This window comes from Mycobacteroides sp. LB1, assembly GCF_013449725.1.
Taxonomy (GTDB): Bacteria; Actinomycetota; Actinomycetes; order Mycobacteriales; family Mycobacteriaceae; genus Mycobacterium.
The window spans coordinates 228,786-252,997 of record NZ_JACCFF010000006.1; the positions used below are offsets into that span (position 1 = coordinate 228,786).

At 65.6% G+C, this 24,212-nt stretch carries 27 protein-coding genes; 22 read left to right on the plus strand and 5 right to left on the minus strand.

What is annotated here, in order from left to right:
• Window positions 1-74: 74 nt before the first annotated feature.
• Entirely contained in the window at window positions 75-380 is a 306-nt protein-coding gene (locus MLB1_RS24330) for an Ms4527A family Cys-rich leader peptide (RefSeq protein WP_371750675.1), read from the minus strand.
• On the opposite strand from MLB1_RS24330, the gene hemW reads away from it, so the two are divergent.
• Window positions 306-1,481: a radical SAM family heme chaperone HemW gene (gene hemW, locus MLB1_RS21150; RefSeq protein ID WP_180751801.1), complete on the plus strand. Its 1,176-nt coding sequence runs from the start codon at window positions 306-308 to the stop codon at window positions 1,479-1,481. The two genes, MLB1_RS24330 and hemW, sit on opposite strands and share 75 nt — an antisense overlap.
• A gap of 27 nt (window positions 1,482-1,508) precedes the next feature.
• Here the strand turns inward: hemW and MLB1_RS21155 are convergent, their stop codons facing one another.
• On the minus strand, window positions 1,509-1,817 hold the full coding sequence (locus tag MLB1_RS21155; RefSeq protein ID WP_180751802.1) for a type II toxin-antitoxin system VapB family antitoxin: 309 nt from the start codon (window positions 1,815-1,817) through the stop codon (window positions 1,509-1,511).
• 132 nt (window positions 1,818-1,949) lie between these two features.
• Between MLB1_RS21155 and hrcA the strand changes: the two genes are divergently transcribed.
• The 9 genes from hrcA (at window position 1,950) to MLB1_RS21200 (ending at window position 10,134) form a co-directional block, all read left to right on the plus strand.
• Window positions 1,950-2,975 carry a heat-inducible transcriptional repressor HrcA gene (hrcA, locus tag MLB1_RS21160; RefSeq protein ID WP_180751803.1) on the plus strand — a complete coding sequence of 342 codons (1,026 nt, stop codon included), beginning with the start codon at window positions 1,950-1,952 and terminating at the stop codon, window positions 2,973-2,975.
• Between the two features lie 33 nt (window positions 2,976-3,008).
• The gene (dnaJ, locus tag MLB1_RS21165; RefSeq protein WP_180751804.1) at window positions 3,009-4,160 is read left to right on the plus strand and encodes a molecular chaperone DnaJ; all 1,152 of its coding nucleotides are present in this window, start codon (window positions 3,009-3,011) and stop codon (window positions 4,158-4,160) included.
• Window positions 4,161-4,163: 3 nt separating this feature from the next.
• On the plus strand, window positions 4,164-4,967 hold the full coding sequence (locus MLB1_RS21170; protein ID WP_180751805.1) for a 16S rRNA (uracil(1498)-N(3))-methyltransferase: 804 nt from the start codon (window positions 4,164-4,166) through the stop codon (window positions 4,965-4,967).
• 46 nt (window positions 4,968-5,013) lie between these two features.
• Entirely contained in the window at window positions 5,014-6,060 is a 1,047-nt protein-coding gene (locus tag MLB1_RS21175) for a PhoH family protein (RefSeq protein WP_180751806.1), read from the plus strand.
• A complete protein-coding gene (gene ybeY, locus MLB1_RS21180; RefSeq protein ID WP_180751807.1) occupies window positions 6,057-6,569 on the plus strand; it encodes an rRNA maturation RNase YbeY in 513 nt (170 codons plus the stop codon). The genes MLB1_RS21175 and ybeY overlap by 4 nt, the downstream gene beginning before the upstream one ends.
• Window positions 6,570-6,603: 34 nt before the next feature.
• Window positions 6,604-7,920: a hemolysin family protein gene (locus tag MLB1_RS21185; RefSeq protein ID WP_180751808.1), complete on the plus strand. Its 1,317-nt coding sequence runs from the start codon at window positions 6,604-6,606 to the stop codon at window positions 7,918-7,920.
• On the plus strand, window positions 7,913-8,239 hold the full coding sequence (locus tag MLB1_RS21190; protein WP_180751809.1) for a cytidine deaminase: 327 nt from the start codon (window positions 7,913-7,915) through the stop codon (window positions 8,237-8,239). Before MLB1_RS21185 ends, MLB1_RS21190 begins: the two co-directional genes overlap by 8 nt.
• Complete coding sequence (gene era / locus MLB1_RS21195) at window positions 8,236-9,156, plus strand: GTPase Era (protein ID WP_180751810.1); 921 nt, start codon at window positions 8,236-8,238, stop codon at window positions 9,154-9,156. The genes MLB1_RS21190 and era overlap by 4 nt, the downstream gene beginning before the upstream one ends.
• A gap of 129 nt (window positions 9,157-9,285) precedes the next feature.
• Window positions 9,286-10,134, plus strand: a complete 849-nt coding sequence (locus tag MLB1_RS21200) for a DUF559 domain-containing protein (protein ID WP_180751811.1) — start codon at window positions 9,286-9,288, stop codon at window positions 10,132-10,134.
• Between the two features lie 120 nt (window positions 10,135-10,254).
• Here MLB1_RS21200 and MLB1_RS21205 read toward each other — a convergent pair whose 3' ends face one another.
• A complete protein-coding gene (locus tag MLB1_RS21205; RefSeq protein ID WP_180751812.1) occupies window positions 10,255-11,655 on the minus strand; it encodes an amidase in 1,401 nt (466 codons plus the stop codon).
• A 73-nt stretch (window positions 11,656-11,728) separates the two neighbouring features.
• Between MLB1_RS21205 and recO the strand changes: the two genes are divergently transcribed.
• The 3 genes from recO to MLB1_RS21220 are packed head-to-tail and all read left to right on the plus strand — an operon-like array spanning window position 11,729 to window position 13,795.
• Entirely contained in the window at window positions 11,729-12,514 is a 786-nt protein-coding gene (gene recO / locus MLB1_RS21210; RefSeq protein ID WP_180751813.1) for a DNA repair protein RecO, read from the plus strand.
• A complete protein-coding gene (locus tag MLB1_RS21215) occupies window positions 12,477-13,385 on the plus strand; it encodes an isoprenyl transferase (protein WP_180751814.1) in 909 nt (302 codons plus the stop codon). Before recO ends, MLB1_RS21215 begins: the two co-directional genes overlap by 38 nt.
• Entirely contained in the window at window positions 13,385-13,795 is a 411-nt protein-coding gene (locus tag MLB1_RS21220) for a hypothetical protein (protein ID WP_180751815.1), read from the plus strand. Before MLB1_RS21215 ends, MLB1_RS21220 begins: the two co-directional genes overlap by 1 nt.
• A gap of 12 nt (window positions 13,796-13,807) precedes the next feature.
• Here the strand turns inward: MLB1_RS21220 and MLB1_RS21225 are convergent, their stop codons facing one another.
• Together MLB1_RS21225 and MLB1_RS21230 are read right to left on the minus strand one after the other, a co-directional pair.
• Window positions 13,808-14,200, minus strand: a complete 393-nt coding sequence (locus MLB1_RS21225) for a Fur family transcriptional regulator (RefSeq protein ID WP_358146691.1) — start codon at window positions 14,198-14,200, stop codon at window positions 13,808-13,810.
• A 38-nt stretch (window positions 14,201-14,238) separates the two neighbouring features.
• Window positions 14,239-14,598, minus strand: coding sequence for a metalloregulator ArsR/SmtB family transcription factor (locus MLB1_RS21230; RefSeq protein ID WP_005060366.1), 360 nt, complete (start codon window positions 14,596-14,598; stop codon window positions 14,239-14,241).
• Window positions 14,599-15,089: 491 nt separating this feature from the next.
• On the opposite strand from MLB1_RS21230, the gene MLB1_RS21235 reads away from it, so the two are divergent.
• The 9 genes from MLB1_RS21235 to MLB1_RS21275 are packed head-to-tail and all read left to right on the plus strand — an operon-like array spanning window position 15,090 to window position 24,209.
• Window positions 15,090-16,172 carry a hypothetical protein gene (locus MLB1_RS21235; RefSeq protein ID WP_180751817.1) on the plus strand — a complete coding sequence of 361 codons (1,083 nt, stop codon included), beginning with the start codon at window positions 15,090-15,092 and terminating at the stop codon, window positions 16,170-16,172.
• Window positions 16,144-17,340: an N-acetyltransferase gene (locus MLB1_RS21240; protein WP_180751818.1), complete on the plus strand. Its 1,197-nt coding sequence runs from the start codon at window positions 16,144-16,146 to the stop codon at window positions 17,338-17,340. Before MLB1_RS21235 ends, MLB1_RS21240 begins: the two co-directional genes overlap by 29 nt.
• Complete coding sequence (locus MLB1_RS21245; RefSeq protein WP_180751819.1) at window positions 17,340-18,320, plus strand: SDR family NAD(P)-dependent oxidoreductase; 981 nt, start codon at window positions 17,340-17,342, stop codon at window positions 18,318-18,320. Before MLB1_RS21240 ends, MLB1_RS21245 begins: the two co-directional genes overlap by 1 nt.
• Window positions 18,317-19,375 (plus strand): fatty acid desaturase, encoded by a 1,059-nt coding sequence (locus tag MLB1_RS21250; RefSeq protein ID WP_180751820.1) that lies wholly within the window; start codon window positions 18,317-18,319, stop codon window positions 19,373-19,375. Before MLB1_RS21245 ends, MLB1_RS21250 begins: the two co-directional genes overlap by 4 nt.
• Window positions 19,372-20,727: an aminotransferase class III-fold pyridoxal phosphate-dependent enzyme gene (locus tag MLB1_RS21255; protein ID WP_180751821.1), complete on the plus strand. Its 1,356-nt coding sequence runs from the start codon at window positions 19,372-19,374 to the stop codon at window positions 20,725-20,727. Before MLB1_RS21250 ends, MLB1_RS21255 begins: the two co-directional genes overlap by 4 nt.
• On the plus strand, window positions 20,724-22,232 hold the full coding sequence (locus tag MLB1_RS21260; RefSeq protein ID WP_371750676.1) for an aspartate aminotransferase family protein: 1,509 nt from the start codon (window positions 20,724-20,726) through the stop codon (window positions 22,230-22,232). Before MLB1_RS21255 ends, MLB1_RS21260 begins: the two co-directional genes overlap by 4 nt.
• Complete coding sequence (locus MLB1_RS21265) at window positions 22,229-22,945, plus strand: hypothetical protein (protein WP_180751822.1); 717 nt, start codon at window positions 22,229-22,231, stop codon at window positions 22,943-22,945. The genes MLB1_RS21260 and MLB1_RS21265 overlap by 4 nt, the downstream gene beginning before the upstream one ends.
• Complete coding sequence (locus tag MLB1_RS21270) at window positions 22,942-23,460, plus strand: hypothetical protein (protein ID WP_180751823.1); 519 nt, start codon at window positions 22,942-22,944, stop codon at window positions 23,458-23,460. Before MLB1_RS21265 ends, MLB1_RS21270 begins: the two co-directional genes overlap by 4 nt.
• The gene (locus MLB1_RS21275) at window positions 23,457-24,209 is read left to right on the plus strand and encodes a hypothetical protein (protein WP_180751824.1); all 753 of its coding nucleotides are present in this window, start codon (window positions 23,457-23,459) and stop codon (window positions 24,207-24,209) included. The genes MLB1_RS21270 and MLB1_RS21275 overlap by 4 nt, the downstream gene beginning before the upstream one ends.
• The last annotated feature ends 3 nt before the right edge of the window (window positions 24,210-24,212 follow it).

A 24,212-nucleotide genomic window follows, 5' to 3' on the forward strand; every position in this document is an offset into this window, starting at 1 on the left:
GCGACACACCGGGGGCTGACCGGAGGCGCAGATCCTCACGACCGTTGGGTGGCAGACGGGGTAGGACTACGTCACTAGGGGAGACAACACGCGCTACAGACACGCTTCAGGTCGATGTGTCGCCGCGCGACAAGAGGAACCTGATGTGTGCTCACCCGGCCAATTGTGCCATGCGAAGTTGATACCCTGCGCGACCGGGTCGTAATTCTGCTCACACTGAGCAAAACTCCCAGCGGGCTCACATTAATCCCGGCAGGAACCGCACAGAATTTTTCTCCTGCCGGGCACTGGCACACACTTGATCGGTGAGACCCGAAGCAATCGCGATACTGCCGCCGTTGGTGCCGGCGGCGGGGCGTCCCTTCGGGATCTACGTGCACGTGCCGTTCTGTGCGACACGCTGCGGATATTGCGATTTCAACACCTACACCGCCGATGAGCTCGGCGAGGGCACCTCGACCGGTGGCTGGTTGGAGGCGTTGCGTGTGGAATTGGAGCTGGCCGCGCGGACCCTGGACGGGAATTCGCAGGTGGAGACGGTATTCGTCGGCGGCGGGACACCTTCCCTGCTGGGCGGTTCGGGGCTCGCCGAGGTTCTCGACGCGATCCGTGCCCATTTCACGTTTGCGCCGGGCGCCGAGGTCACCACCGAGGCCAACCCCGAATCCACCTCACCAAGGTTCTTCGAGACCATTCGCGCCGCCGGGTACACCCGCGTCTCGTTGGGCATGCAGTCCACGGCCCCGCACGTGTTGGCGACGCTGGACCGCGTGCACGCACCCGGACGTGCGGTGGCGGCCGCGCGTGAAGCGCGCGAGGCCGGTCTCGGGCACGTCAACCTCGACCTCATCTATGGCACCCCCGGAGAGACCGATGACGACCTGCGCCGGTCCGTCGACGCGGTGCTCGAGGCCGGAGTGGACCATGTGTCGGCCTACGCGCTGGTCGTCGAGGAGGGCACGGCCCTGGCGCGGCGTGTTCGCCGCGGCGAGCTACCGAACCCCGACGAGGACGCCCTGGCCGATCGCTACCAGCTCCTCGACACCGCGCTGTCGGAGGCGGGGCTCGGCTGGTACGAGGTCTCCAACTGGGCACGTCCCGGCGGGCAGTGCCGGCACAACCTCGGCTACTGGGCAGGCGGCGACTGGTGGGGTGCCGGACCCGGTGCCCACGGACACGTCAACGGGGTGCGGTGGTGGAATGTCAAGCACCCCAACACTTATGCGAAGCAGCTGGGGGAGGGGCAGCTCCCCGTCGCTGGGTACGAGATCCTGAGTCCCGTCGAACGGCACACCGAGGAGGTGCTGCTGGCGGTGCGATTGAGCGCCGGAATCGCCTTGGCGGACTTGACAGTTGACGAGCGCGAGCGGGTACCCGCCGTGGTGGCCAAGGGGCTGGGGCAGCTGGTGGGTGATCGGCTGGTGCTCACCGATCAGGGACGGCTCCTGGCCGACGGCGTGGTGCGCACCATCCTGGACTAGGTGTCGCGTGCGGGGCCGACCTGGGAATCAAACAGCCCGCAACTGGTCCATATCGAAAACCCTGGCGTGCAGCACAACCCGATTACGAAGCGCCGCTCGCACGGCTCGATGCAACCCGTCCTCCAGGTAGATGACGCCCTGCCACTTCACGGCATGCGGAAACAGATCCCCGTAGAACGTCGAGTCCTCACTGAGCAGGCGGTCCAATGCGAGCACCGTGGTGGTGGTGACGAGCTCGTCGAGACGAATCTGCCGGGGCGGGATGCGTGACCAATCTCGGGTCGATAGCCCGTGCTCCGGATAGGGCTTTCCCTCGCGAACGCCTTTAAATATCACTGCAAATCAATCCGTATCGATCCGCCGTATCGGCCGTCATAACACCTGAGGTTAGCGTGAACGGCCTCGATGGAGGGTTGGCGCAGCCTGGCACCGTAAAATGAGGGCATATCGCGCCCGAGGGAGGTGACCATGGCTAGTGCCGACGATCGGCGATTCGAGGTGCTGCGCGCCATCGTCGCCGACTATGTCACTACTAAGGAGCCGATTGGGTCCAAGGCCCTGGTCGATCGGCACAGCCTCGGAGTTTCGAGCGCCACCGTCCGCAACGATATGGCGGTGCTGGAGTCCGAGGGCTACATCGCGCAGCCGCACACCAGCTCAGGGCGGGTCCCGACGGAAAAGGGCTACCGCGAATTCGTGAACCGGCTCGACGACGTCAAGCCGCTTTCGGGTGCCGAGCGCAAGGCCATCCTCAACTTCCTCGAAGGCGGCGTCGACCTCGACGACGTGCTGCGCCGGGCGGTGCGGCTGCTGGCACAGATGACCCGCCAGGTTGCCATCGTGCAGTACCCGACGCTGTCTTCGTCCAGCGTGCGTCACCTGGAGGTGGTGTCGCTCACCCCGGCCCGACTGCTGCTGGTCGTCATCACCGATTCCGGGCGGGTCGATCAGCGGATTGTCGAGCTCGGTGACGTCATCAACGACGAACAGCTGGCGAGGCTGCGGCTGCTGTTGGGTGCGGCGTTGGACGGGAAGAAGCTGTCGGCGGCCTCGGTGGCCGCCGCCGAATTGGCCGAGCAGGCCTCCGATGACCTGCGCGATGCGCTCACTCGGGCGGCAACGGTGCTGGTGGAGACGCTTGTCGAGCATCACGAGGAACGTCTACTGCTTGGCGGCACCGCCAACCTGACGCGTAACTCTGCCGATTTCGGCGGTCAGTTGCGCACGGTCCTGGAGGCGCTGGAGGAGCAGGTGGTGGTGCTGCGCTTGCTCGCCGCGCAACAGGAGGCCGGCCGCGTCACCGTGCACATCGGTCACGAAACCGCGGCTGAGCAGATGATTGGCACCTCCGTTGTCTCTACCCCGTATGGTGCGGGCGGAGCGGTATTCGGCGGCATGGGTGTGCTAGGACCCACACGGATGGACTATCCGGGAACCATCGCGAACGTCGCGGCGGTTGCCATGTATATCGGCGAAGTGCTAGCCAATCGCTAGCAGTATGTGAACAGATGAGGACGAACGAACACAGTGGCGCGTGATTACTACGGCATCCTCGGGGTGAGCAAGGGTGCCAGCGACAGCGAGCTCAAGCGGGTGTACCGCAAGCTCGCCCGCGAGCTGCACCCCGATATCAACCCCGATGAACAGGCGCAGGCGCGGTTCAAGGAGGTCAGCGTCGCTTATGAGGTGCTGACCGATCCCGAGAAGCGACGCATCGTCGACCTTGGCGGCGACCCACTGGAGAACGGCGGTGGGGGCAATGGCTTCGGCGGCGGCTTCGGTTCGGGCTTCGGCGGTCTTGGCGATGTGTTCGAGGCGTTCTTCGGCGGATCGGCCGGCGGATCGCGTGGTCCGCGTGGCCGCGTGCAGCCCGGATCCGACTCCCTGTTGCGGATGCGGCTTGACCTCCTCGAGTGCGCGACCGGCATCAGCAAGCAGGTGACCGTCGATACCGCGATCCTGTGTGATGGATGTACCGGCAAGGGCACCCACGGGAACTCGGCGCCGAGCGCATGTGAGACCTGTGATGGTCGTGGTGAGGTGCAGACAGTGCAGCGCTCCCTGCTCGGACAGGTGTTGACCTCGCGTCCCTGCCCGACATGTCAGGGCGCCGGTGAGGTCATCACCGATCCCTGCCACAAGTGCGGCGGCGACGGCCGGGTGCGCGCGCGGCGCGATATCACCGTCAAGATCCCGGCGGGTGTCGGCGACGGGATGCGGGTGCGGCTCGCGGCCCAGGGCGAGGTCGGCCCCGGCGGCGGCCCGGCGGGTGACCTGTACGTCGAGGTGCATGAGAAGCCACACGACATCTTCATTCGCGACGGAGACGACCTGCACTTCACCGTGCGGGTGCCGATGGTCGAGGCGGCACTGGGCACCAGTGTGTCCGTGGACGCCATCGTCGACGGCCCGACCGTCATCAAGGTCGATCCGGGATCGCAGCCGGGTTCGGTGGTGACGCTGCGCGGGAAGGGCATGCCGCATCTGCGCACCGGCGTCCGCGGAAATCTGCACGCCCATCTCGATGTGGTGGTGCCGACCCGGTTGGATGCCAAGGAACGCGAACTGCTGCGCGACTTCAAGAAGACCCGGAGCAAGGAGGCCGCCGAGGTGGTGTGGGCGGAATCAGCCTCGGGCGGCGTGTTCTCGCGGCTGCGCGAGGCGTTCACGGGCCGGTAATCAATGGCGGCTGCCACGATCTTCTACGTCGAGCGGGTCCCCCGGGCCGGAGAAACGGTGGCCCTTGACGGGGACGAGGGGCACCACGCGGCGCGGGTGTTGCGCATGCGGGTCGGTGAACCGGTGATGTTGTGCGACGGCGCGGGCGAGGTTGGTGACGGCGTCGTTGCGTCCGTCGAACGTGCGGGCCTGTCGGTCGAGGTGACGCAGCGTTGGAGTGTTGCCGCGGCCCAGCCGAAAGTGACTGTGGTGCAGGCACTTCCCAAATCCGATCGTGCCGAGTTGGCCGTCGAATTGGCCGTGGAGGCGGGTGTCGACGAGCTAGTCCCGTGGCAGGCGCTGCGCTGTGTGTCGCGCTGGGATGCGCAGAAGGCCGAGAAGGGGCAGCGGCGGTGGGAGGCGGTCGCCCGTGCGGCATCGCGGCAATCCCGGCGGGCTTTTGTGCCCGTGGTGGGGGCGCCATACTCGACGGCGGAGTTGGCGCATCTTGTTCGGGAACGGGCCGCCACGGGGGCTGTGGTTCTGGTGTTGCACGAATCGGCAACCACTGCGCTGAGCCTGGAGGGTGACCGGCTCGCGTCGGCACCGTCGGTGGTGCTGATCGTGGGGCCCGAGGGCGGCGTCGCGGACGAGGAGCTGGGGGTTTTGACGGACGCGGGTGCGGTTCCGGTGCGCTTGGGGCCGACGGTGCTGCGTACGTCGACTGCCGCGGCCGTCGCGCTCGGCGCGCTTGGGGTACTCACCTCCCGGTGGGCGGCTGCCCCGCTGGAACACAAACGCGTGGAGCCTGACGGTTGCCAGCGGTAAACTCGAGGCAACTTCACAACCCAAGAAAGCAGGCGACCTTAACCACGTGACGAGCCGAGAACAAGGTGCTGCTGTGCCGTCTTCGGATGTACGCAGCAGCGTCGAGATTCCGAACGATCTCATCATGGGCCTGCTGGGTTCTGCTGATGAAAACCTGCGCGAGCTTGAGGACATGCTGGCGGCCGATGTCCACGCTCGCGGAAACACCATTACCTTCACCGGCGAACCCGCCGAGGTGGCGTTGGCCGAGCGTGTGGTCTCCGAGCTGATGGTGATCGCCGGTCGGGGCCAGCAGCTGACGCCCTCGACGGTGCGCCATACCGGGGCAATGCTCACCGGCGACCACGGCGAGTCACCCGCCGAGGTGCTGAGCCTGGACATCCTGTCGCGGCGCGGCAAGACCATCCGCCCGAAGACGCTGAACCAGAAGCGTTATGTGGATGCCATCGACGCCAACACGGTGGTTTTCGGTATCGGCCCGGCCGGTACCGGCAAGACCTACTTGGCGATGGCCAAGGCGGTCAACGCGTTACAGAGCAAGCAGGTGACCCGGATCATCCTGACCCGCCCGGCGGTCGAGGCCGGGGAGCGGCTGGGCTTCCTGCCCGGCACGCTGAGCGAGAAGATCGACCCGTACCTGCGGCCGCTGTACGACGCGCTGCACGACATGATGGACCCCGAACTCATCCCCAAGCTGATGTCGGCCGGGGTCATCGAGGTTGCGCCACTGGCATATATGCGGGGTCGGACACTCAACGACGCGTTCATCATTCTGGACGAGGCGCAGAACACCACCACCGAGCAGATGAAGATGTTCCTTACCCGCCTCGGCTTCGGCTCCAAGGTGGTGGTCACCGGTGACGTGACACAGGTCGACCTGCCGGGTGGCGCCCGTTCTGGGCTGCGTGCCGCAGCCGACATTCTTGACAATATCGAGGGAATTCACTTCTCGGAGTTGACGAGTGCCGATGTGGTTCGTCATCGGCTGGTGGCGGAGATCGTGGACGCCTATGCGCGATTTGAAGACTCCGACGTGCAGGCGGGCAATCGAGAGCAGCGACGTGCGTCGGGGAATCGGAGCCGGCACCGATGAGCATCGAGGTTGTCAACGAGTCGGGTATCGACGTTGCCGAGGGCGAGTTGGTCAGCGTCGCGCGGTTTGCCATCGCGGCAATGGATGTCCATCCGGCAGCGGAACTTTCGATGATGCTCGTCGATCTCGCGGCGATGGCCGACCTGCACATGCGGTGGATGGATCTGCCCGGACCCACCGATGTGATGTCGTTCCCGATGGACGAGCTCGAGCCCGGCGGACGCCCCGATGCTCCCGAGCCCGGGCCGTCGATGCTCGGAGACATCGTGTTGTGCCCGCAGTTCGCCGCGGAACAGGCTGAGGCGGCGGGACATTCGTTGGCTCATGAGCTGGCGCTGCTGACTGTGCACGGCGTGCTGCACCTGCTTGGGTACGACCACGCCGAACCCGAGGAAGAGCGCGAGATGTTCGCGCTCCAGAACCAGCTGCTGCTGGACTGGTACGAGCAGCAGGCCCAGCTGTATCGCGATAGCCGGCTGCTCGACAAATCCCGCAACTTCGACGAGTGATGAGCGTCTTGCGCGAAGAACCTGAGGCCCGAGCATGAGCGGTATAGGGCTGCTGCTGTCGGCGATTCTGCTGGTCGGCCTCGGCGGTGCGTTCGCGGCCATCGATGCGGCTATCAACACGGTGTCCTCGGCGCGCGTCGATGAGCTTGTTCGCGAGGAAAGGCCCGGTGCGGTAAGGCTTTCTGTGGTGATCCGGGAGCGCCCGCGATACATAAACCTGGTCGTGCTGCTGCGCACCGTGTGTGAGATCTTGTCGACGGTGTTTCTGGTCGGATACCTGACCGCGCGGATGAGTCTGGGTGCTGCGCTGATGATTTCGGCGATCGTCATGGTGGTGACGAGCTTCGTGGCGATCGGGGTGGGTCCGCGTACGTTGGGGCGCCAGCATGCGTACTCGATCGCGTTGGGTGCCGCCGTTCCGCTGCAGGTTATTTCGGTTCTGCTCGGGCCCATTTCGCGACTGCTCATCCTGCTCGGTAACGCGGTGACCCCCGGACGTGGCTTCCGTAACGGTCCGTTCTCCTCCGAGATCGAGCTGCGTGAGGTGGTCGATATGGCGCAGCAGCGCGGTGTGGTGGCCGATGACGAACGCCGGATGATTCAGTCGGTGTTCGAGCTGGGCGATACCCCCGCTCGCGAGGTGATGGTGCCGCGCACCGAGATGGTGTGGATCGAATCTGACAAAACGGCAGGTCAAGCGACCTCTTTAGCCGTGCGCAGCGGGCATTCGCGTATCCCGGTGATCGGCGAGAACGTCGACGACGTCATCGGCGTGGTATTCCTCAAAGACCTTGTGCAGCAGACGTACTACTCGGTGAACGGTGGCCAGGACGTCAGGGTGACGCAAGTGATGCAGCCCGCGGTGTTTGTTCCGGACTCCAAGCCGTTGGATGCGCTGCTTCGGGAGATGCAGCAGCACCGCAAGCACATGGCGTTGCTTGTCGACGAGTACGGGGCGATCGCCGGGTTGGTGACCATCGAGGATGTGCTGGAGGAGATTGTCGGGGAGATCGCCGACGAGTACGACCACGATGAGGTCGCTCCGGTGGAGGATCTGGGCGACAAGAACTTCCGGGTGTCGGCGCGGCTGCCGATCGAGGACCTGGGGGAGCTGTACGACATCGAATTCGACGAGGACCTGGACGTCGAGACGGTGGGTGGGTTGCTGGCACTTGAGCTGGGTCGCGTTCCGCTCCCGGGCGCCGGGGCCACCTCGCATGGACTTTTGTTACAGGCCGAGGGCGGACCGGATGCGCGTGGTCGGGTACGCATCGGCACGATCCTGGTGCAACCCGACCCCGACTGCGGTGCGGTGGCAGCGGGCGATAAAGCGGAGGTAAGAGATGAGTGAGTTGGACGCTGAAGATAACAAGCTTGTGGTGCTGGCTCGTGGAGCGATGGGGCGCGCCGAGGCGAGATCGGGCGCGGCGGTGCGCGATGGCGATGGCCGCACCTATGCCGGTGCGCCGGTGACGCTTTCGAAGCTGTCGCTGACGGCGTTGCAGGCGGCCGTGGCGGCGGCGGTGTCCAGTGGAGCGTCAGCCATTGAAGCGGCGGTGCTGGTCGGTGGTTCTCACGAGGACCCGGGTATCGAGGCGGTGCGGGAGCTGTCACCGTCGGCGACCGTCATCGTGACCGATCGCACCGGCGTGCCTGCGGGGCAATTGTGAGTGGATCCGATGCGGCGTTCAAATCCGGGTTCGTCTGTTTCGTCGGGCGACCGAACACCGGCAAGTCGACGCTGACCAACGCCCTGGTAGGGCAGAAGGTGGCCATCACCTCGAGCCGGCCGCAGACGACCCGGCACACGATTCGCGGGATCGTGCACCGCGAGAACTTCCAGATCGTGCTCGTCGACACCCCGGGTCTGCACCGGCCCCGCACGCTACTGGGTAAGCGGCTCAACGAACTGGTCCGCGACACGTATTCCGAGGTCGATGTCATCGGACTGTGCATCCCGGCGGATGAGGGAATTGGCCCGGGGGACAAGTGGATTCACGAGCAGATCAAGCTGGTCGCGCCGCGCACCACGCTGATCGCCATCGTCACCAAGATCGACAAGGTGAGCAAGGAGCGCGTCGCCGAGCAGCTGCTCTCGGTGTCCAAGCTCGTGGGCCCCGATGTGGACATCGTGCCGGTGTCAGCGGTTTCCGGTTCTCAGACCGATGTGCTGACAGGTGTTTTGGCGTCGAAGCTGCGGCCCGGGCCGGCGTTCTACCCGGACGGTGAGCTGACCGATGAGCCTGAAGAGGTGCTCATGGCCGAGCTGATCCGCGAGGCGGCGCTCGAAGGTGTGCGCGACGAGCTTCCGCACTCGTTGGCGGTGGTCATCGACGAGGTGAACGAACGCGAGGACCGGCCCGAGGGCTCGGAGCTGATCGACATACACGCCATCCTCTACGTCGAGCGGGACAGCCAGAAGGGCATCGTCATCGGCAAGGGCGGTTCGCGGCTGCGCGAAGTAGGGACCAACGCGCGCAAGCAGATCGAAAAGCTGCTCGGCACCAAGGTGTATCTGGATCTGCGGGTCAAGGTCGCCAAGAACTGGCAGCGCGATCCCAAACAGCTCGGCAAGCTGGGGTTCTGAGCTGCGCTCAGAACCCCAGCTCCCGCCGACACGCCGTGTGGTGGCGGATTCGTATCGCACGTTTCCGCCACTAACGGGCGTGTCGGCGGCTCGGCTGGCTTTGTCGGTGGTGCGTGGCAGGGTCCGCGCATGGACAAACTCATTGTGGGTAGCGAGGCCATCGCTGCGGGGGTGCTCACACGGCATGAGCTTCGTCAGCACTACGACACGGTCTTCCGCGATGTGTATCTGCCTGCCGGGGCCGAACTAACTGCGGGTGTGCGCGCAAGGGCGGCATATCTGTGGGCCGGCAGACAGGGCGTTATCTGTGGGGTGTCGGCCGCTGCGTTGCATGGCAACTCGTACATCTCTGGTGATCGTGTGGTGGAGCTGAATCGGCAGCGGCGGAATGCGCCGAAGGGAATCGTCATCCGCGGCGACTGTTTGTCATCCGACGAATGCACGATGGTCGGCGATGTCGCAGTGACTACGCCGGCGAGAACCATCTTCGATATCGGTCGACGAGTACAGACAAGTCGAGCCGTCGAGCTGACTGATGTGCTGCTCCGTGATTGTGATGCCACCGAAGTGGACGCACTGATCGCTCGGCATCGCGGCGCTCGCGGGCTTCGGCGCCTGCAGAATGTGCTCTTCCTGGCGGATCCTGGGGCCGAATCGGTGCAGGAAACACGGCTGCGTCTTTGTCTTGTGGGCGCAGGGCTTCCGCGGCCCGAAACGCAGATCGAGCTGCGGGGTTCAAACGGTCGGGTGGTTCGCCTCGACATGGGCTGGCGCGCAGAATGTTTGGCAGCGGAGTTCGACGGGTCCCAGCACTGGGGGGACTCGACGCAGCATCGTCGCGACATTGAACGGCAGGAGTTCATCGCAGCGATGGGCTGGAAGCTCGTCCGCGTGAGCCGTGACCAGCTGGCCAACGACCCTGGTGCGGTTGTGGCGCGGGTCAGGGCGGCCTACCGCGCTAGGGCGCGGGCCGCATGACCGCCGACACGCCCGCTTATGGCGAGAACATGCGATACGAAACCGCCACAACACGGCGTGTCGGCGGCGAGGTGAGGTGAGGGCGGCGAGGTGAGCGGGCGGTGAGGGGCCCGGCGCAGGTCACCACCAGGGGTCGGGGGTCTCCGACGCCCAGTTGTTAATCGACTCCAGCTGTGCGGCAAGGGAAATCAGCAACGGTTCGCTGTTCGCCGGCCCCATCAGCTGGACGCCGATCGGCAGCCCGTCCTCGGTGAACCCGGCGGGCACATTGATCGACGGCCACCCGAGCACGTTCCACGGCCACGTCATGGGACAGGCGCCGATCTGCCCGCGATCCGTTGCGACACTGCCGATACCGTCGAAATCGTAGATACCCGTGGGTGGTTGCGCGGTCGTCGGTGCCAGCACGACGTTGAAGCTGCCGAAGATCTTGCCGACGCGAGCCTGCAGCCGCGGCTCCGCCGCTCGTGCCCGTCGCAAGGCCCAGCCGGCGAGTTGCCGACCCGTTCGCGTGTTCGCCAATGTGCGCTGGTCCCAATGTGCCCCGGCGTCCAGCCGCTCCCGCCATGGCAGCAGCCCGGCGGTCGCTCGTGGCAGGAAGTTCAGGCCGAGACCGATTCCGTAATCCGGATCGCCCTCGGACACCATGTGCCCGAGCGAACGCAGCTGGTGACCCACATAGCGGGTGGCGGTTTCGATCGTCGGATGGATGTGCGCCGGGAACCCCGAGAACGGAACCTTGAACGACAGCGCAATACGAAGCTGGCCCGGGTCCTCGTGGACCGCGTCGAGGACCCGAACGTGCGGCGGCTTGTGTAGATCTCCGGACACGTTGCCCGATGCCGCATCCAACAGCAGTGCGGCATCGGCAACGGTGCGCGCCAAGGGCCCGTGCACCGTTATCCCGTTGAACGCCTCGGCAAGTGGCCACGTGGAGATCCGGCCACGCTGCGGCTTGATGCCGATCAGATGCGTCCAAGCAGCCGGAATTCGGACGCTCCCGGCCCCATCTGAACCGATTGCCCCGGCGACGAGCCCGGCCGAAACGGCCGCCGCGCTACCGCCCGAGGACCCGCCGGGTGTGTGACCGCGGCTCCACGGATTGCGGGTATGCCCGAAGCCGGGCCCGCTGGTGAAGGCCCATTGGCCGAGCTCGCAGGTATTGGTCTTGCCGACGATCACCGCGCCCGCCGCGCGCAGCCGTCGCACCAGCTCGGCATCCTGGGACTCCGAGCCGACGGCCCCGGCGGTACCGAATGCGGTTGGGGTGCCTGCCAAGTCGGTGTCGTCTTTGATGGCAATGGGCACTCCGAGCAACGGCAGCCGTTCGCCCTTGGCCAACCGCTTATCGGCCTCGGTGGCGTCGGCAAGGGCGCTCTTGGTGCACACCACCCGGAACGCGTTGAGGGTGGACTGGCTGGATTTGATCGCGTTGAGCGCGGTGAGGGTCAGCGAGATCGAACTCACCGACCCGGATGCTAGCGCCGCTGCCTGGGACGTCAGCGTGGGAAAGCCCGACATGACCAGAAGGGTAAGCCGTCGGAATAGTGCGTCAATGCGGGGATTCGTCGGTACCAGATGGGAAACTGCTTGAATGCGGCTTTATCGGGATCGTGCTGTCGTGCTGCGGCAGCACAAGCTCGGCGAGGCCGACCGCATTGTGACCCTGCTGACCCGCCAACATGGCCTGGTGCGTGCAGTCGCCAAGGGAGTGCGCCGCACCCGCAGTAAGTTTGGGTCACGGCTGGAACCATTCGCGCATATCGATGTGCAGCTGTATCCGGGACGCAATCTCGACATCGTCACCCAGGTACAGGCCATCGATGCCTTCGCCGCGGACATCGTCAGTGACTACGGCCGGTACACCACCGCCTGCGCCGTCCTGGAGACCGCCGAGCGGATCGCCGGTGAAGAGCGGGCCCCGGCTCTCGCCCTGCACCGGCTGACGGTCGGCGCCTTGAGAGCGATCGCCGATCAGCAGCGTTCCCGCGAGCTGGTCCTCGATGCATATCTGCTGCGTGCCATGAGTATCGCCGGGTGGGCGCCCGCCATCAGCGAGTGCGCGCGCTGCGCCGCTCCCGGTCCGCACCGTGCTTTCCACGTGGGGGCGGGTGGCAGCGTCTGCGTGCACTGCCGTCCCGCGGGGGCGGCGACCCCGCCACAGGGTGTGCTGGAGCTGATGGCGGCACTGCACGACGGTGACTGGGCGGCCACCGACGAGGTGCCGCAGACGCAGCGCACCCAAGCCAGCGGATTGATCGCGGCGCATCTGCAGTGGCATCTGGAACGCAAGCTACGGACACTGCCGCTCGTCGAACGCGGGACCAGGTTAAATATCACTCATGGTGAAGAACAGCCAGCCCGATCCGCAGCAGGATAAGTACTACACCGACTGGGCCGACGTCCCGCCCGGCTACGCCCCGACGTTCCCGGATAAGACGGTGTTCCCTGCGGTGTTCCCCAAGCTGCTGCCCGGTGCGGGCACTGGCGGTACCCGGCCGCATCCTGCGCCGAAGCATCCGTCGGGCGCCATCCCGCCGGTCATTCCCAAGGAGCTGGTTCCCCGGCACGTCGCGGTGGTGATGGACGGTAACGGGCGCTGGGCGCGGGCCCGCGGGTTGCCGCGTACCGAGGGCCACAAGATGGGCGAGGCCACGATGATGGACATGGTCTGTGGTGCCATCGAGATGGGCATCCCGTGGCTCACCACGTACGCCTTCTCGACGGAGAACTGGCGCCGCCCCGCGGACGAGGTGCGTTTTCTGATGGGCTTCAACCGCGATGTGGTCAAGCGGCGCCGACACGATCTGAACAACATGGGAGTGCGGTTCCGTTGGGCAGGCCAGAAGACGCGGTTGTGGAGCAGCGTTTACAAAGAGCTGGAGATCACCGAGGAGCTCACCAAGAACAACAGCACACTGACGTTGACCACCTGCATCAACTATGGCGGCCGGGCCGAAATCGCCGAGGCGACAAGGAGGATCGCGCGTCTGGTGGAATCCGGTCAGCTCAAGCCGGACCGCATCACCGAGGAGACCGTCGCAAAGTACCTCGACGAGCCGGATATGCCCGATGTTGACCTGTTCCTGCGGCCGTCCGGCGAGCTGCGCTCAAGCAATTTCATGATGTGGCAGGCGGCGTATGCCGAGTTTGTGTTCCAGGAGAAGCTCTACCCCGATTTCGACCGCCGCGACCTATGGGCGGCCTGCCTGGAATTTGCGCAGCGGGACCGTCGATTCGGATCTGCGTAATGAGCGACCTCGAAAACGGAGACGCTCAGGCCGTTCTTGACCGCGTGTACCGAGTGCTGCACCCGGTGCTGCCGGTAACCAAGGAACCCGACGGCGCGCTGACCGCCGACTACGAGGGCACGCTGGCCTCCATCCGCGCGGTCACCATCGCGCCGGGCCTGGAGGTGGTGTCGTTATCGCAGGTGCTGGCCTGGGATGTGGCCGTCAACGCGAAATCGCGGCATCTGGTCGACGGGCTCGTGCAGAAGTCTCTGTTCGGGAACATCCTGCTGATCGCCAAGGGGCGCAAGGCAGATGTATTGCTGCGCTACAACTTTCCCGCCACGGGCATTTCCGACGAGGCGCTGGTGACGTTGTTGTTGATGGTGTTCGCCACCGGTGCCGACGCCCGAAAGGCGTTGGGTAACTAAAGAAACGGGTAACTAGGAGGCCGGGCGAGCGGCGCTGCAGCGCCGGCAGAAGCCGAAGACCTCCACCGTGTGGTGGACGTCGGTGAAGCCGTGCTCCTCGGCGATATCGGTGGCCCACGCTTCGACCGCACCAGCCTGCACCTCGACCGCGAAACCGCAACTGTGGCAGACCAAGTGGTGATGGTGCCCGTCCGAACAGCGACGGTAGACCGATTCGCCGGTGTCGTTGCGCAGGACGTCGACCTCACCTGATGTAGACATCGACTGCAGGGTCCGGTAGACGGTGGTCAGGCCGATGCCTTCGCCCATGCGCTTGAGATCGTCATGCAGCTCCTGAGCCGACTTGAATTCGTCGGTCCGCTTCAGCAAGGCGGTAATGGCCGCGCGTTGACGGGTCGAACGCACGGCGCCCGGCAGAGCGGGCCGTTCCTCGCGCACGGGGCTCATCGCTGTTCCTCGGTGTGCGCTACCGCGTCGACGACGATATGGGAGAGGTGATCGTCGACGAGGCGGTACATCACCTCTCGTCCCTGGCGTTCCCCGGAGACCACGCCGGCCGCCTTGAGCACCCGCAGGTGCTGGCTGATGAGCGGCTGCGCGACACCGACGGCGTCGACTAACTCGTGGACGCAGCGTTGCGATTCGCGCAGCTGCAGCACGATCGCGATACGTACCGGTGCGGCGAGTGCACGGAGCAGCTCACCGGACTGTTCGAGGATCTCGCGCGGGGGCAGCGGCCCGGGCGGCGTGAGCGGAGCATGCGGTGGTTCGTCATGTGCGGAACTAAGCACGGTGTTCACCACGGCGCTTCACCTCAACCTGAATCACGCCCCGGCCTGTCCGGAGACCCAACATTCGGTCCGGCGGCAAACCGGACCCATCTATTGAGGGTAGTGGCCTATTGCCGTTCTGGTGGTAAGGGTGTGACCGTGGCGGTTGGTGCCCGGTGCAGACCCCTGCTGTGGCCGGGTCGAGTGCCGAGCTCCTTGGATGTTTGCTGAATCGCCTCGATCTGCCACCGTGCCCGGCGGTGTTCGGCACGGCGGGCCTGCAAGCGTCGCGGTAATCGATGATTCGTGCCGCGTCGGCGCCGCGTTCACTCCCGGGTCTGTGCCGTCGTGCCCCTCGGCTCCCTCCGATCAAAATTATGTTCTCAACCTGGCCAATTGTGGGTGAGCAGAGTCACAGCGCGCTCACAGGCTGCTGCGTTGACATGAGACGGCGCAGTCTCTACGTTATGAAAACGATAATCATTTCCAATTGAGACCATGACGCCTACCCGAGGATGATCGCGATGGCTACCTTTGCTACCGACACCAATGAGCTGAAGAACACCGACAGTGGAAATCGGCCGGGGTGGTTCGTCAGCAGACGCGTCGACATCCTCTTTGTCTTCGGGCTGGGCGCGTTGTTGTCGGCGGTGCTCTTCGCGGCCGACGGACACAAGGGGGTATTCCTCGTCGGTGCGGTGGCCTTTTCACTGCTGTCCGACCTGCCGCATGTGCTGACGACGACGGCCCGGGTCTGGATGGATCCGCGGGAACGGTCGCGGTTCTGGGCGCACTACGTGATCAGCTTCATCGTGGTCGGCGCGATCGTCGGCACGCTGTGGTTCGGCGGCTGGCTCGTACCACTGCTGGCCATCTGGGCCTATTGGCAGGTGTTCCACGTCGTCAAACAGCACTTCGGCATCATCAACATCTACGCCGCGAAGAACGGCTACAAGGGTCCGCGCGACCGGATCAAGTACGCGTTGTACGCGGTCTGCCTGGCCCCGGTGCTGTACCGGGCGAGCCATGGCCTGAACTTCTCCGAGTACGTGGTCTTAGGTCACCGGCTGCCCTTCTCGAGTCTGAGCGTGCCGGTGCCGCCCATCCCCGGATTCGTGGTAATCGGTGGATTCGTCTGCGCCGCAGTCCTGTTGGGTATGGCCGTCTGGGAGCAATTCCAGCTCAAGCGGGCCGGGCAGCGTGCGCTTCCGGCCATGTCGGTGGCGACCTTCGTTATTGCGGCGCTGTCCTACAACCTGTCCTACCTGCTGGTCTCAGACCTTTTCGCGCTCATTCTGATCGCGACGACCACACACAGCCTGCAGTACCACCTGATCAACTGGACGCGGAACAACACCCGCTTCGCGCGCACCGAGGATCCGGGCGAGAAGAAGCTGCTGCTGGCGCGGTTGTCGACCCGCAAGGCACTGCCGCTGTACATCGCATTCTTCGCGGGGTTGGGGGTCCTCGCAGGGCAGCTCGACACGGTCATCTTCGCGGTTCCGCTGACCTTTGTGCTGCACCACTTCTACATGGACGGCGCACTGTGGAAGAGCAAGGGCAACCCCGAACTGGCCCATGATCTGGGAATCGTTCGTGCTGGATAGAGGTCTGATCGAGAATTCGGCCGGGCAGCGGCTCGCCGGATCGCCGGTGACGGTACGCCGAGTGGAATCGCACTGTGAGGCCAAGCAATTCATCGCGGTGCCGTGGCAGATCTACGGTGACGATCCCTGCTGGCGGCCCACGCTGCGCCGCGTCATGCGCGCGAAGATGGACTCGAAGCACAACCCGCTGCACCGGGAGGTGCAGATCGAGAACTTCGTCGCCTACCGCGGTGGCAGCCCGGTTGGCCGCATCTCCGCCAGTATCGACTCGGCATACGTGCAGCGCTACGGCGACTGCGCATTCTTTGGGTTCTTCGAGAGTGATGACGACGAGGAGGTCGCGGGCGCTCTGCTCGGGGCGGCCGAGCAATGGGCCGCGCGCCGGGACATCACCAAGATCGTCGGCCCCTTCAGTTACACCTCCCGCGAGGAGGTCGGCTTGCTGATTTCCGGGTACGACAGGCCGCCGGCCGTTATGCAGCCTTACAACCCGCGGTATTACCCACGGCTGCTGGAGGCGGCCGGATACCGCAAGAAGTTCGATACCGCCTCCTACCGTTGGCAACTTGACGGCAGCCAGGAGGTGCGGCAGCGCCTGCTCAAGCGGGCCGACGCGGTGATGCGCGACCAGGGAGTGACGGTGCGTTCGGTGCGGATGCGCGATTACGCTGCCGAGCTGGAGGTGCTGCGCGGGCTTTACAACGACTCCTTCGCCCACCATCCCGAGAATGTCCCGCTCAGTCGCGAGGTGTTCTCGGGGATGGCGGCGGAGATGCGGCCGCTGATCGACCCGAATATCGTCCGGATTGTCGAATCCGGGGGCAACCCGGTGGGATTCCTGCTCATGCTGCCCGACGTCAACGAGATCGCCGGACGCTCCGGCCGTCTCACCCCGGCGCTGCTGGCCCGGCTAGCGGCCCGGCGCGACGGGCGCATCCGCGGGATCGGCACCGCTGTCGTGGTGCTCATCGGCGCGGTGCAGACCCAGTTCGGCGCGGGCATCGGCAGGATCCTGGCGGGGGAGATCGTCCGGACGATTACCGGCAGCGGGTACTCCTCGGTTGCTACCACATGGGTACACGAGGACAACGTGTGGTCGAATTCGCTTACTGCCCAGATGAAAACAGATCCGGAGAAAATTCACCGGGTCTACCAGAAGGCGCTGTGATGGCCGGCCGCACATTGGTCACCGGCGCCACCGGGTACCTGGGTTCCACGCTCGTCGCGTCCCTGGTGGAGGCCGGTGAGCGCGTCACCGTCCTGACGAACCCGCACGACCCTGCCGTACTTCGCGACGAGCTAGGCCGGAATGTCGATACGGCTTGCGCCGATATCACCGATGCGCAGAGCATCGACAACGCGATGCGGGGTGTGTCCCACGTCTACCACCTGGCCGGTATCGCATCGCCGAATTCTCGCCTTGGCCACAGGATTTGGCAGACCAATGTGCTGGGCACCTACCACGTGGCGCACTCCGCGCTTAGGCACGGTGTACAGCGGGTGGTGCATGTGTCCTCCACTGCTGCCATCGGGTACCCGGCCAATGGCGTGGTGGCCGACGAGGACTTCGACCCACAGGACTCGGTGCTCGACAACGTGTACGCGGCGACTAAGCGTGCGGGTGAGCGGCTGGTGCTGGACTTCGCCGATCGTGGCCTGGATGTGGTCGTGGTGAACCCCGCCGCCGTGTTCGCGCCGGGATCTGGCCCGGCCCGGTCCTGGCAGGGGCTGCTGGTCGCCGCACGCAAGGGGTTGTTGCGCGTCGTACCGCCCGGCGGTACCGCGGTGTGCTCGGCGCGAGATTTCGTTGTCGGCATTACGGCGGCGATGGCCAAGGGGGACAAGGGGCGCCGCTACATCCTGAGCTCGGCGAACCTGTCCTACCGGCAGCTCGGCGAGCTGCTCGTGGCCGCAGTGGGGCGCGAGCACCCGGTGCGGTCCGCGCCTATGGGGCTGTTCCGGACGTTGGGCAAGGGGAACCGGCTGCTGCGTGATGTCTCCGCGCGCTTCGACCCCGACGACGCGCTGGTTCCCGAGAACGTCGAACTGATGGCCCGCGAGCTGTACTACGCGCCCGACAGGGCAGTGCGAGAGCTGGGAATTCCCCTGGTGTCTACCGACGAGTTGATAGCGGAGTTTGTGCGATGACGGTCGAAGCGCGGCAGGCGCAGGGCGGCTCCAAGGAGGCGCTCGGCATATCGATGGCCGATGCGCGTGCGCTGGTAGCAGACCTCGCCGCGCGCCGTCAGTGGATCTATTGGCTGGACTTGGCCGCCTGCATGGTGGTCGGGTACACGGCATTCCTGCTGTGTCCGGTCGACGACCTGCTGTCACTCCGGGCGGCGGCGTGTATTGTGCTGGCGGCCTTCGCGTTCTACCGCGGCGTGTTGTTTGTCCACGAGATCGTGCACGCCGAGCGCGAGCTGCGCTGGTTCTCGGTGGTCTGGCATCTGGTGTGCGGAATCCCGCTGCTGACACCGAAATTCACATTCGAGTTCCATCATGAGCACCATGCATCACGCACCTACGGCACTGCCGAGGACGGGGAGTACGTGGCCTACGCCAGCGAGCCGCGCTGGCGCGTCATCCTGTTGCCGTTCAGCGCGCTGGCCGGGCCGTTGGCGTTCGTCTTCCGGTTTCTGGTGCTGGCGCCGCTGAGCTGGCTGGTTCCCGCGATCAGGCCCATTGTCCTGACACGGGCATCGTCGCTGATGATCGATGCAGATTTCGAGCGCCCGTTGCCGCCGGCAGGCGCACCCCGACCCTGGCTGGTGCAGGAAATCTCCTGTTTCGCATACACATCGGCCCTGTTGGTGCTGCTGCTTCTGGGCGCGTACTCGCCGAGGCGGCTGCTGGAGGCGTATCTGGTGATCGCCCTGGCGTTGTTCGTGAACTGGCTGCGGGTGCTGGCGGCGCACCGATATGAGGGCAGCACCGAGCGCATGACCTTTCCCGAGCAGGTTCTCGATTCCATCGATCACCCGTCGGTACCCGTACTGGGCCCACTGTGGGCGCCGGTGGGGTTGCGTTTTCATGCGGTGCACCACCTCTTCCCCCAGTTGCCTTACCACCAGCTGGGTGAGGCGCGCCGCCGGCTCGCGGCGGCGACCCCGCCCGATGCCGGGTACTGGTCGACCGAAGACCGTTCACTCGCCTCATCGCTGCGGCGGCTGCTCGCCCACCCGCGTAAGGAGGCGCTATGACTGCCAGCCAATTATCTTCCACAGCAAGAGAATCCGCGGCATCCACGTATTCGCGGCGGCTGCCGATACGCCCCGTCGAGGCGCGGGGCTCCCGGGTTCGTGCCGACGACGGCCGCTGGTATGTCGACTGCCTGGCCGCTGCCGGGGCCATGTCGCTGGGCTGGAACCACCCCGTCATCAGTGAGGCCGTCATGAAGACGGTCTCCTCCGGGGAGCCGTTGCTGTCACTCGACTTTCATACCCCGGCCCGGGAACGATTCGTCGAGGATCTGCTGTCCATACTGCCGGTCGGGCTGGCCGCCGACGCGAGCATCCATTTGTGCTCGCCCAGTGGAGCGAGCGCGGTCGAGGCTGCCCTGATGCTCGCCGAGGTCGCCACCGGCGGCCGCGAACACGTTGGTGTACAAGGCGGTTTCCACGGTTGCACGCGGGCCGCACGTGCCGCGAGCTCCGGGGGCGGGTTGCGTCAGCAGCCGGTGGTGCTGTCACCGCACACGAGCTTCCTGCCGTACCCGCAGGACTACCGCAGCCCATTCGGGGTGGCGGGGGAACAGGGTGTCGAGCTGGCGGTCGCGGCGGCCGACGCTCTTGCGCGCCCGCACAGCGGCGTGACGGCACCGGCATCGCTCATCGCCGAGTTTATGCTGGGTGAGGGTGGCGTGATTCCTGCCCCGCCGCGGTGGGGACAGGCATTGCGTAGGGCCGCATCGACGCTCGGGGTACCGCTGATCGCCGACGAGGTACAGGCGGGCGTGTACCGCACCGGACCGGCGTGGGCGTTCCAGCACTGCGGTATCGAACCCGATATGGTCGTGATCTCCAAGGGCCTTGGTTCCGGTATCCCGATTGCGGTTTTGGTGGTACGCAAGGAGTTCGACGTGTGGGAACCCGGCGCCTTCACCGGGACATTCCGCGGAAACGCCATGGCGTTCGCCGCCGCGAGCGCGGTGATCCGCTTCGCACGGGAGAACGACCTACCCGGGCAGGTCGCCGTCCGTGGCCGTCTTTTCCTGGATGGGTTGAATGCCATTGCGGCCCAGTCGGAACTGGTGGGCGAGGTGCGTGGGGCAGGGCTCATGCTAGGTGTGGAGATTGTGGACCCGGACCAGCCGTGGCCTGGCGATGCCGCGGCGCCGGCGCCCGAACTTGCCGGACAGATCCAGAGTGCCTGCCTGCAGCACGGCCTCATCGTCGAGACCGGTGGCCAATACGGCAACGTGGTGCGATTTCTGCCGCCGCTGACCATCGAGGAAGCCGATATCGCCGCGGCACTGAACGCATTCGATTCCGCTCTCGGTGCGGTAGCGCGCACTCGATCGGCCGGCGAGCCCGCATTGGTGGTGTCACGGTGACGCCCAACCCGAGCCCCTTCGTGAGTGATTTCCTCACGGGCGATAGCGAAACCACGTACCGCGAAGCCATCGCGCTGGCGGCCGATCGGGCGAGCGGCGCGCTGGGCGGCGCCACGAAGCCAGGGCTGGTGGACGGTTACGCGGCGCTGAAAAGTGATGCCGGGCGACTCGACCTCGACGATCCCCACGGGGTCGGGCTGAGCCGGGCATTGGATGAGGCGGCGGGGTTGCTCGCCGAGAAGTCCGTGGTGGTGACCCACCCTGCGTATTTGGCGCACCTGCACTGCCCGCCCGCGCTGCCCTCGTTGGCCGCTGAGGTGCTGGTCAGTGCGTTCAATCAGTCGATGGATTCTTTTGACCAGGCTCCCGCCGCCACCGCGATCGAGCAGCAGGTCATCGAATATCTCTGCACCAGAATGGGGTACGCGCCCGGGTCGGACGGGACATTCACCAGTGGGGGTACTCAGTCGAATCTGCAGGCATTGCTGCTGGCCCGGGACCTGTTCGCCCGCAACACCTACGGCTGGGATATCGCGGCACGGGGACTGCCGCCAGAGGCCGGTTCGTGGCGAGTGCTGTGCACCCGGCAGACACATTTCTCGGTACAGCAGGCACTCCGGCTGCTGGGGCTAGGGACCGCCGCCATTATCGAGGTGCCTACGGATGATGCCGGGCGGATGCGGGCCGAGGCCCTCACCGGGATCCTGGAGGGGGCGGACCGTGCGGGGACCCCCGTGTTTGCGCTCGTGCTCACCGCCGGGACAACCGATTTCGGTGCGATCGACCCGCTGGAAGCACCCGCCGCCGTCGCTCGTGCGCGCGGGATCTGGACCCATGTGGACGCCTGCGCGGGCGGGTGCCTGATCTTCAGCGAGAAGTACCGGCACCTACTGCGCGGAATCGAACAGGCCGACTCGGTCGCCATCGACTTCCACAAGCTGCTGTTCCAGGCGATAAGTTGCAGTGCCCTGCTGGTACGCAGCCGCTCGAGCTTCGATGCGCTTGTCGCACATGCCGATTACCTGAACCCTGCCAGCGACTCCGAGCATGATGTGCTCAATCTGGTAAGCAAGTCACTGCAGACCACCCGCCGCTTCGACGCGCTCAAGGTGCTGGTCACACTGCGGGCGGTGGGCCAGCGGCATATCGCCGCGATGATCGACGCCACCTGTGCGGCGGCGTCATCCGCTGCACACGCGGCGGCCGAACACCCGGACCTGGAACTGGCCGCGCCCGTGTGTACCAACACCGTGGTGTTGCGCTGGCGGCAGCCGGATGTGGTGCCCGAGAAACGTGATGGCATCAACGACGCGATCCGTGCGGAGCTGGCCCGCACCGGCAGAGCGATCGTGGGCCGGTCCAGCGCTGCCGGAGGTCAGGCGATCAAGCTGACATTCGTCAACCCGTTGATCACCGCGTCGATGGCGGCCGCAATGGTCTCCGAGATTGCCGCGCACGGCAACCGGATCTGGCGTGCCCGCGCCCTGGAGGTGAGCACCGTATGAGCAATCCGTTGGTGCGTGTCGAGCGGATCCGGGCATCAGATGCCCGCTTCCCGTGGGCGAAGAACGTCGAGTACTCGATATTCGGCCTGGAGAACGATTTCGCCGACGACGCCGATCTTGCCGCGGGCGAGATGGTGCACTACCGCACCTGGGAGCGGTCCTCGGAGATTTACGTGGGCTTCTCCGCGCAGTCGCCCGAGCACCCCGTAGGCGTATTGCGTTCACTGCGCCATGATCCCGAGCTCGGGCTCGACAGCTTCAGCACCCTGCGTGACGCCCGGAATTACCGGGACGGCGGCAAGGTGGCGCGCAACTACCTGTATCCGCAATGGGATTCGTTCTTCGACGGCATCGCGGCGGAGTGCATCGCCGAGCTCGCCACACAAGGAGTATGCAAGAAGCAGCGCCGCGCCGGGATGATCGAACAGATCTGGCAGGAGTTCTTCGGCAGCCTCGCCACCGAGGGCGTTCGGTTCGTAACGGTGGCACTGGTGGTGCCGCTGTTCGACTGGTACCACCACCTGCTGCCGGACCGGTTGCACCAGATCGGTGACATCCTGCCCAACTACATCGGCGCCGACAGCGTGCCGGCCGTCGTCGACATCAGCGGGTCTTTCGTACCCGACGCCGCCGAGGCGGTCCGCGACGGCTCGTTGTTGACCGCCACCGCCCGTGCTGCATACCCGTCACCCGATAAGGAAAGAACGAGATGAGATCGATTCACACCGAAGAGCATGTATTCCGCAAGGTCAGCGAGATCGACTGTCCCGTAGACAAAGTGTGGGAACGGGTAACCACCCAAGAGGGCATCAATGACGAGATGGGCCCGTACATGAAGATGACCATGCCCAAGGAGTTCCGGGGGAAGTCGATTGGCGATGTCAGCCCGGGTACCCGGATCGGCAAGAGTTTTCTGCTGCTGTTCGGGGTCCTCCCGTTCGGGTTCGACGACATCACCGTGGCGCGGCTCGAGCCCGGACGGATGTTCCGCGAGGAGTCCCTCATGACCGGCATGCGGGTCTGGGTGCACCACCGGACCCTGGAACCGGTGGCGTCTGAGACGGGCGAAAAGACCAGGGTGACCGATGAGATCACCCTGGCCCCGCAGGCGCCAATGGGCCTGATTCCCGGGTGGGGCAAGCTGATGAGCAAGGTACTGGCGGCCTTTTTCGCGCACCGGCACCGCCGGCTGAGTCGGACCCTGTCAGTCACCGGGGTTCCGCGGTGAGACGGCTCGCCGCAGGTGCTGCCGCGGTGCTGTCGGTAGCGGTGGCCACCGCATGCGCACCGGTGAACGAGGAGGCCGGTAAACCCGTCGGCCACGCCTTCCAATTGTTGAAGTACCCAGCGGTACAAGGGGACCCGGCGGCTGAACCGCAGGGCAGGTCGCCCTTCGGCGACTATGCGCTGGAGGTGTCCGGCTCGGTGACCTATCTCGGCGAGACCACCGCGCTGCCCGGCGCCGGTGTGATGACCGTCGGGCCGGGGCCGCGGCGCGGCGAGCTGAAGATCGAGCAGTACTACCAGGGCGACCGTTTCCCGTACGAGACCGGGATCGTCACCGGCGGTGAGGGCAAGCCCAGCACTTTGGACGCCATCACCATCGTCAACCCGCTGGATTCGCGGGTGACCCTGCAATGCGTCATTGACGGCGGAATCGCCTTGGTGCACAACGACGGTGAACGTGAGCTGACCGGCACATGCGGCGGGGGAGCGAAGGTGCACGGCCACGTCAGGGCCGATGGCAGCCGCAAGGCGATATGGCGCGACAAACCCGTCGAGCTCGTCCGCACCGTTGTGGATCTCACCATCTCCGGCGCGAGTAGCGGCCAGATCCACCAGGTGAACGAGGTGCCCAAGGACAGCACAGTCGGCAGCTTCCCGCTTTTCACGTCGATCGACGTGAGCATGACAGCGCAGGGCATCGGTCTCACCGAAAAGCTGGAACGCCATGTCCTCCCGAAAGTGAGGGACTGATTC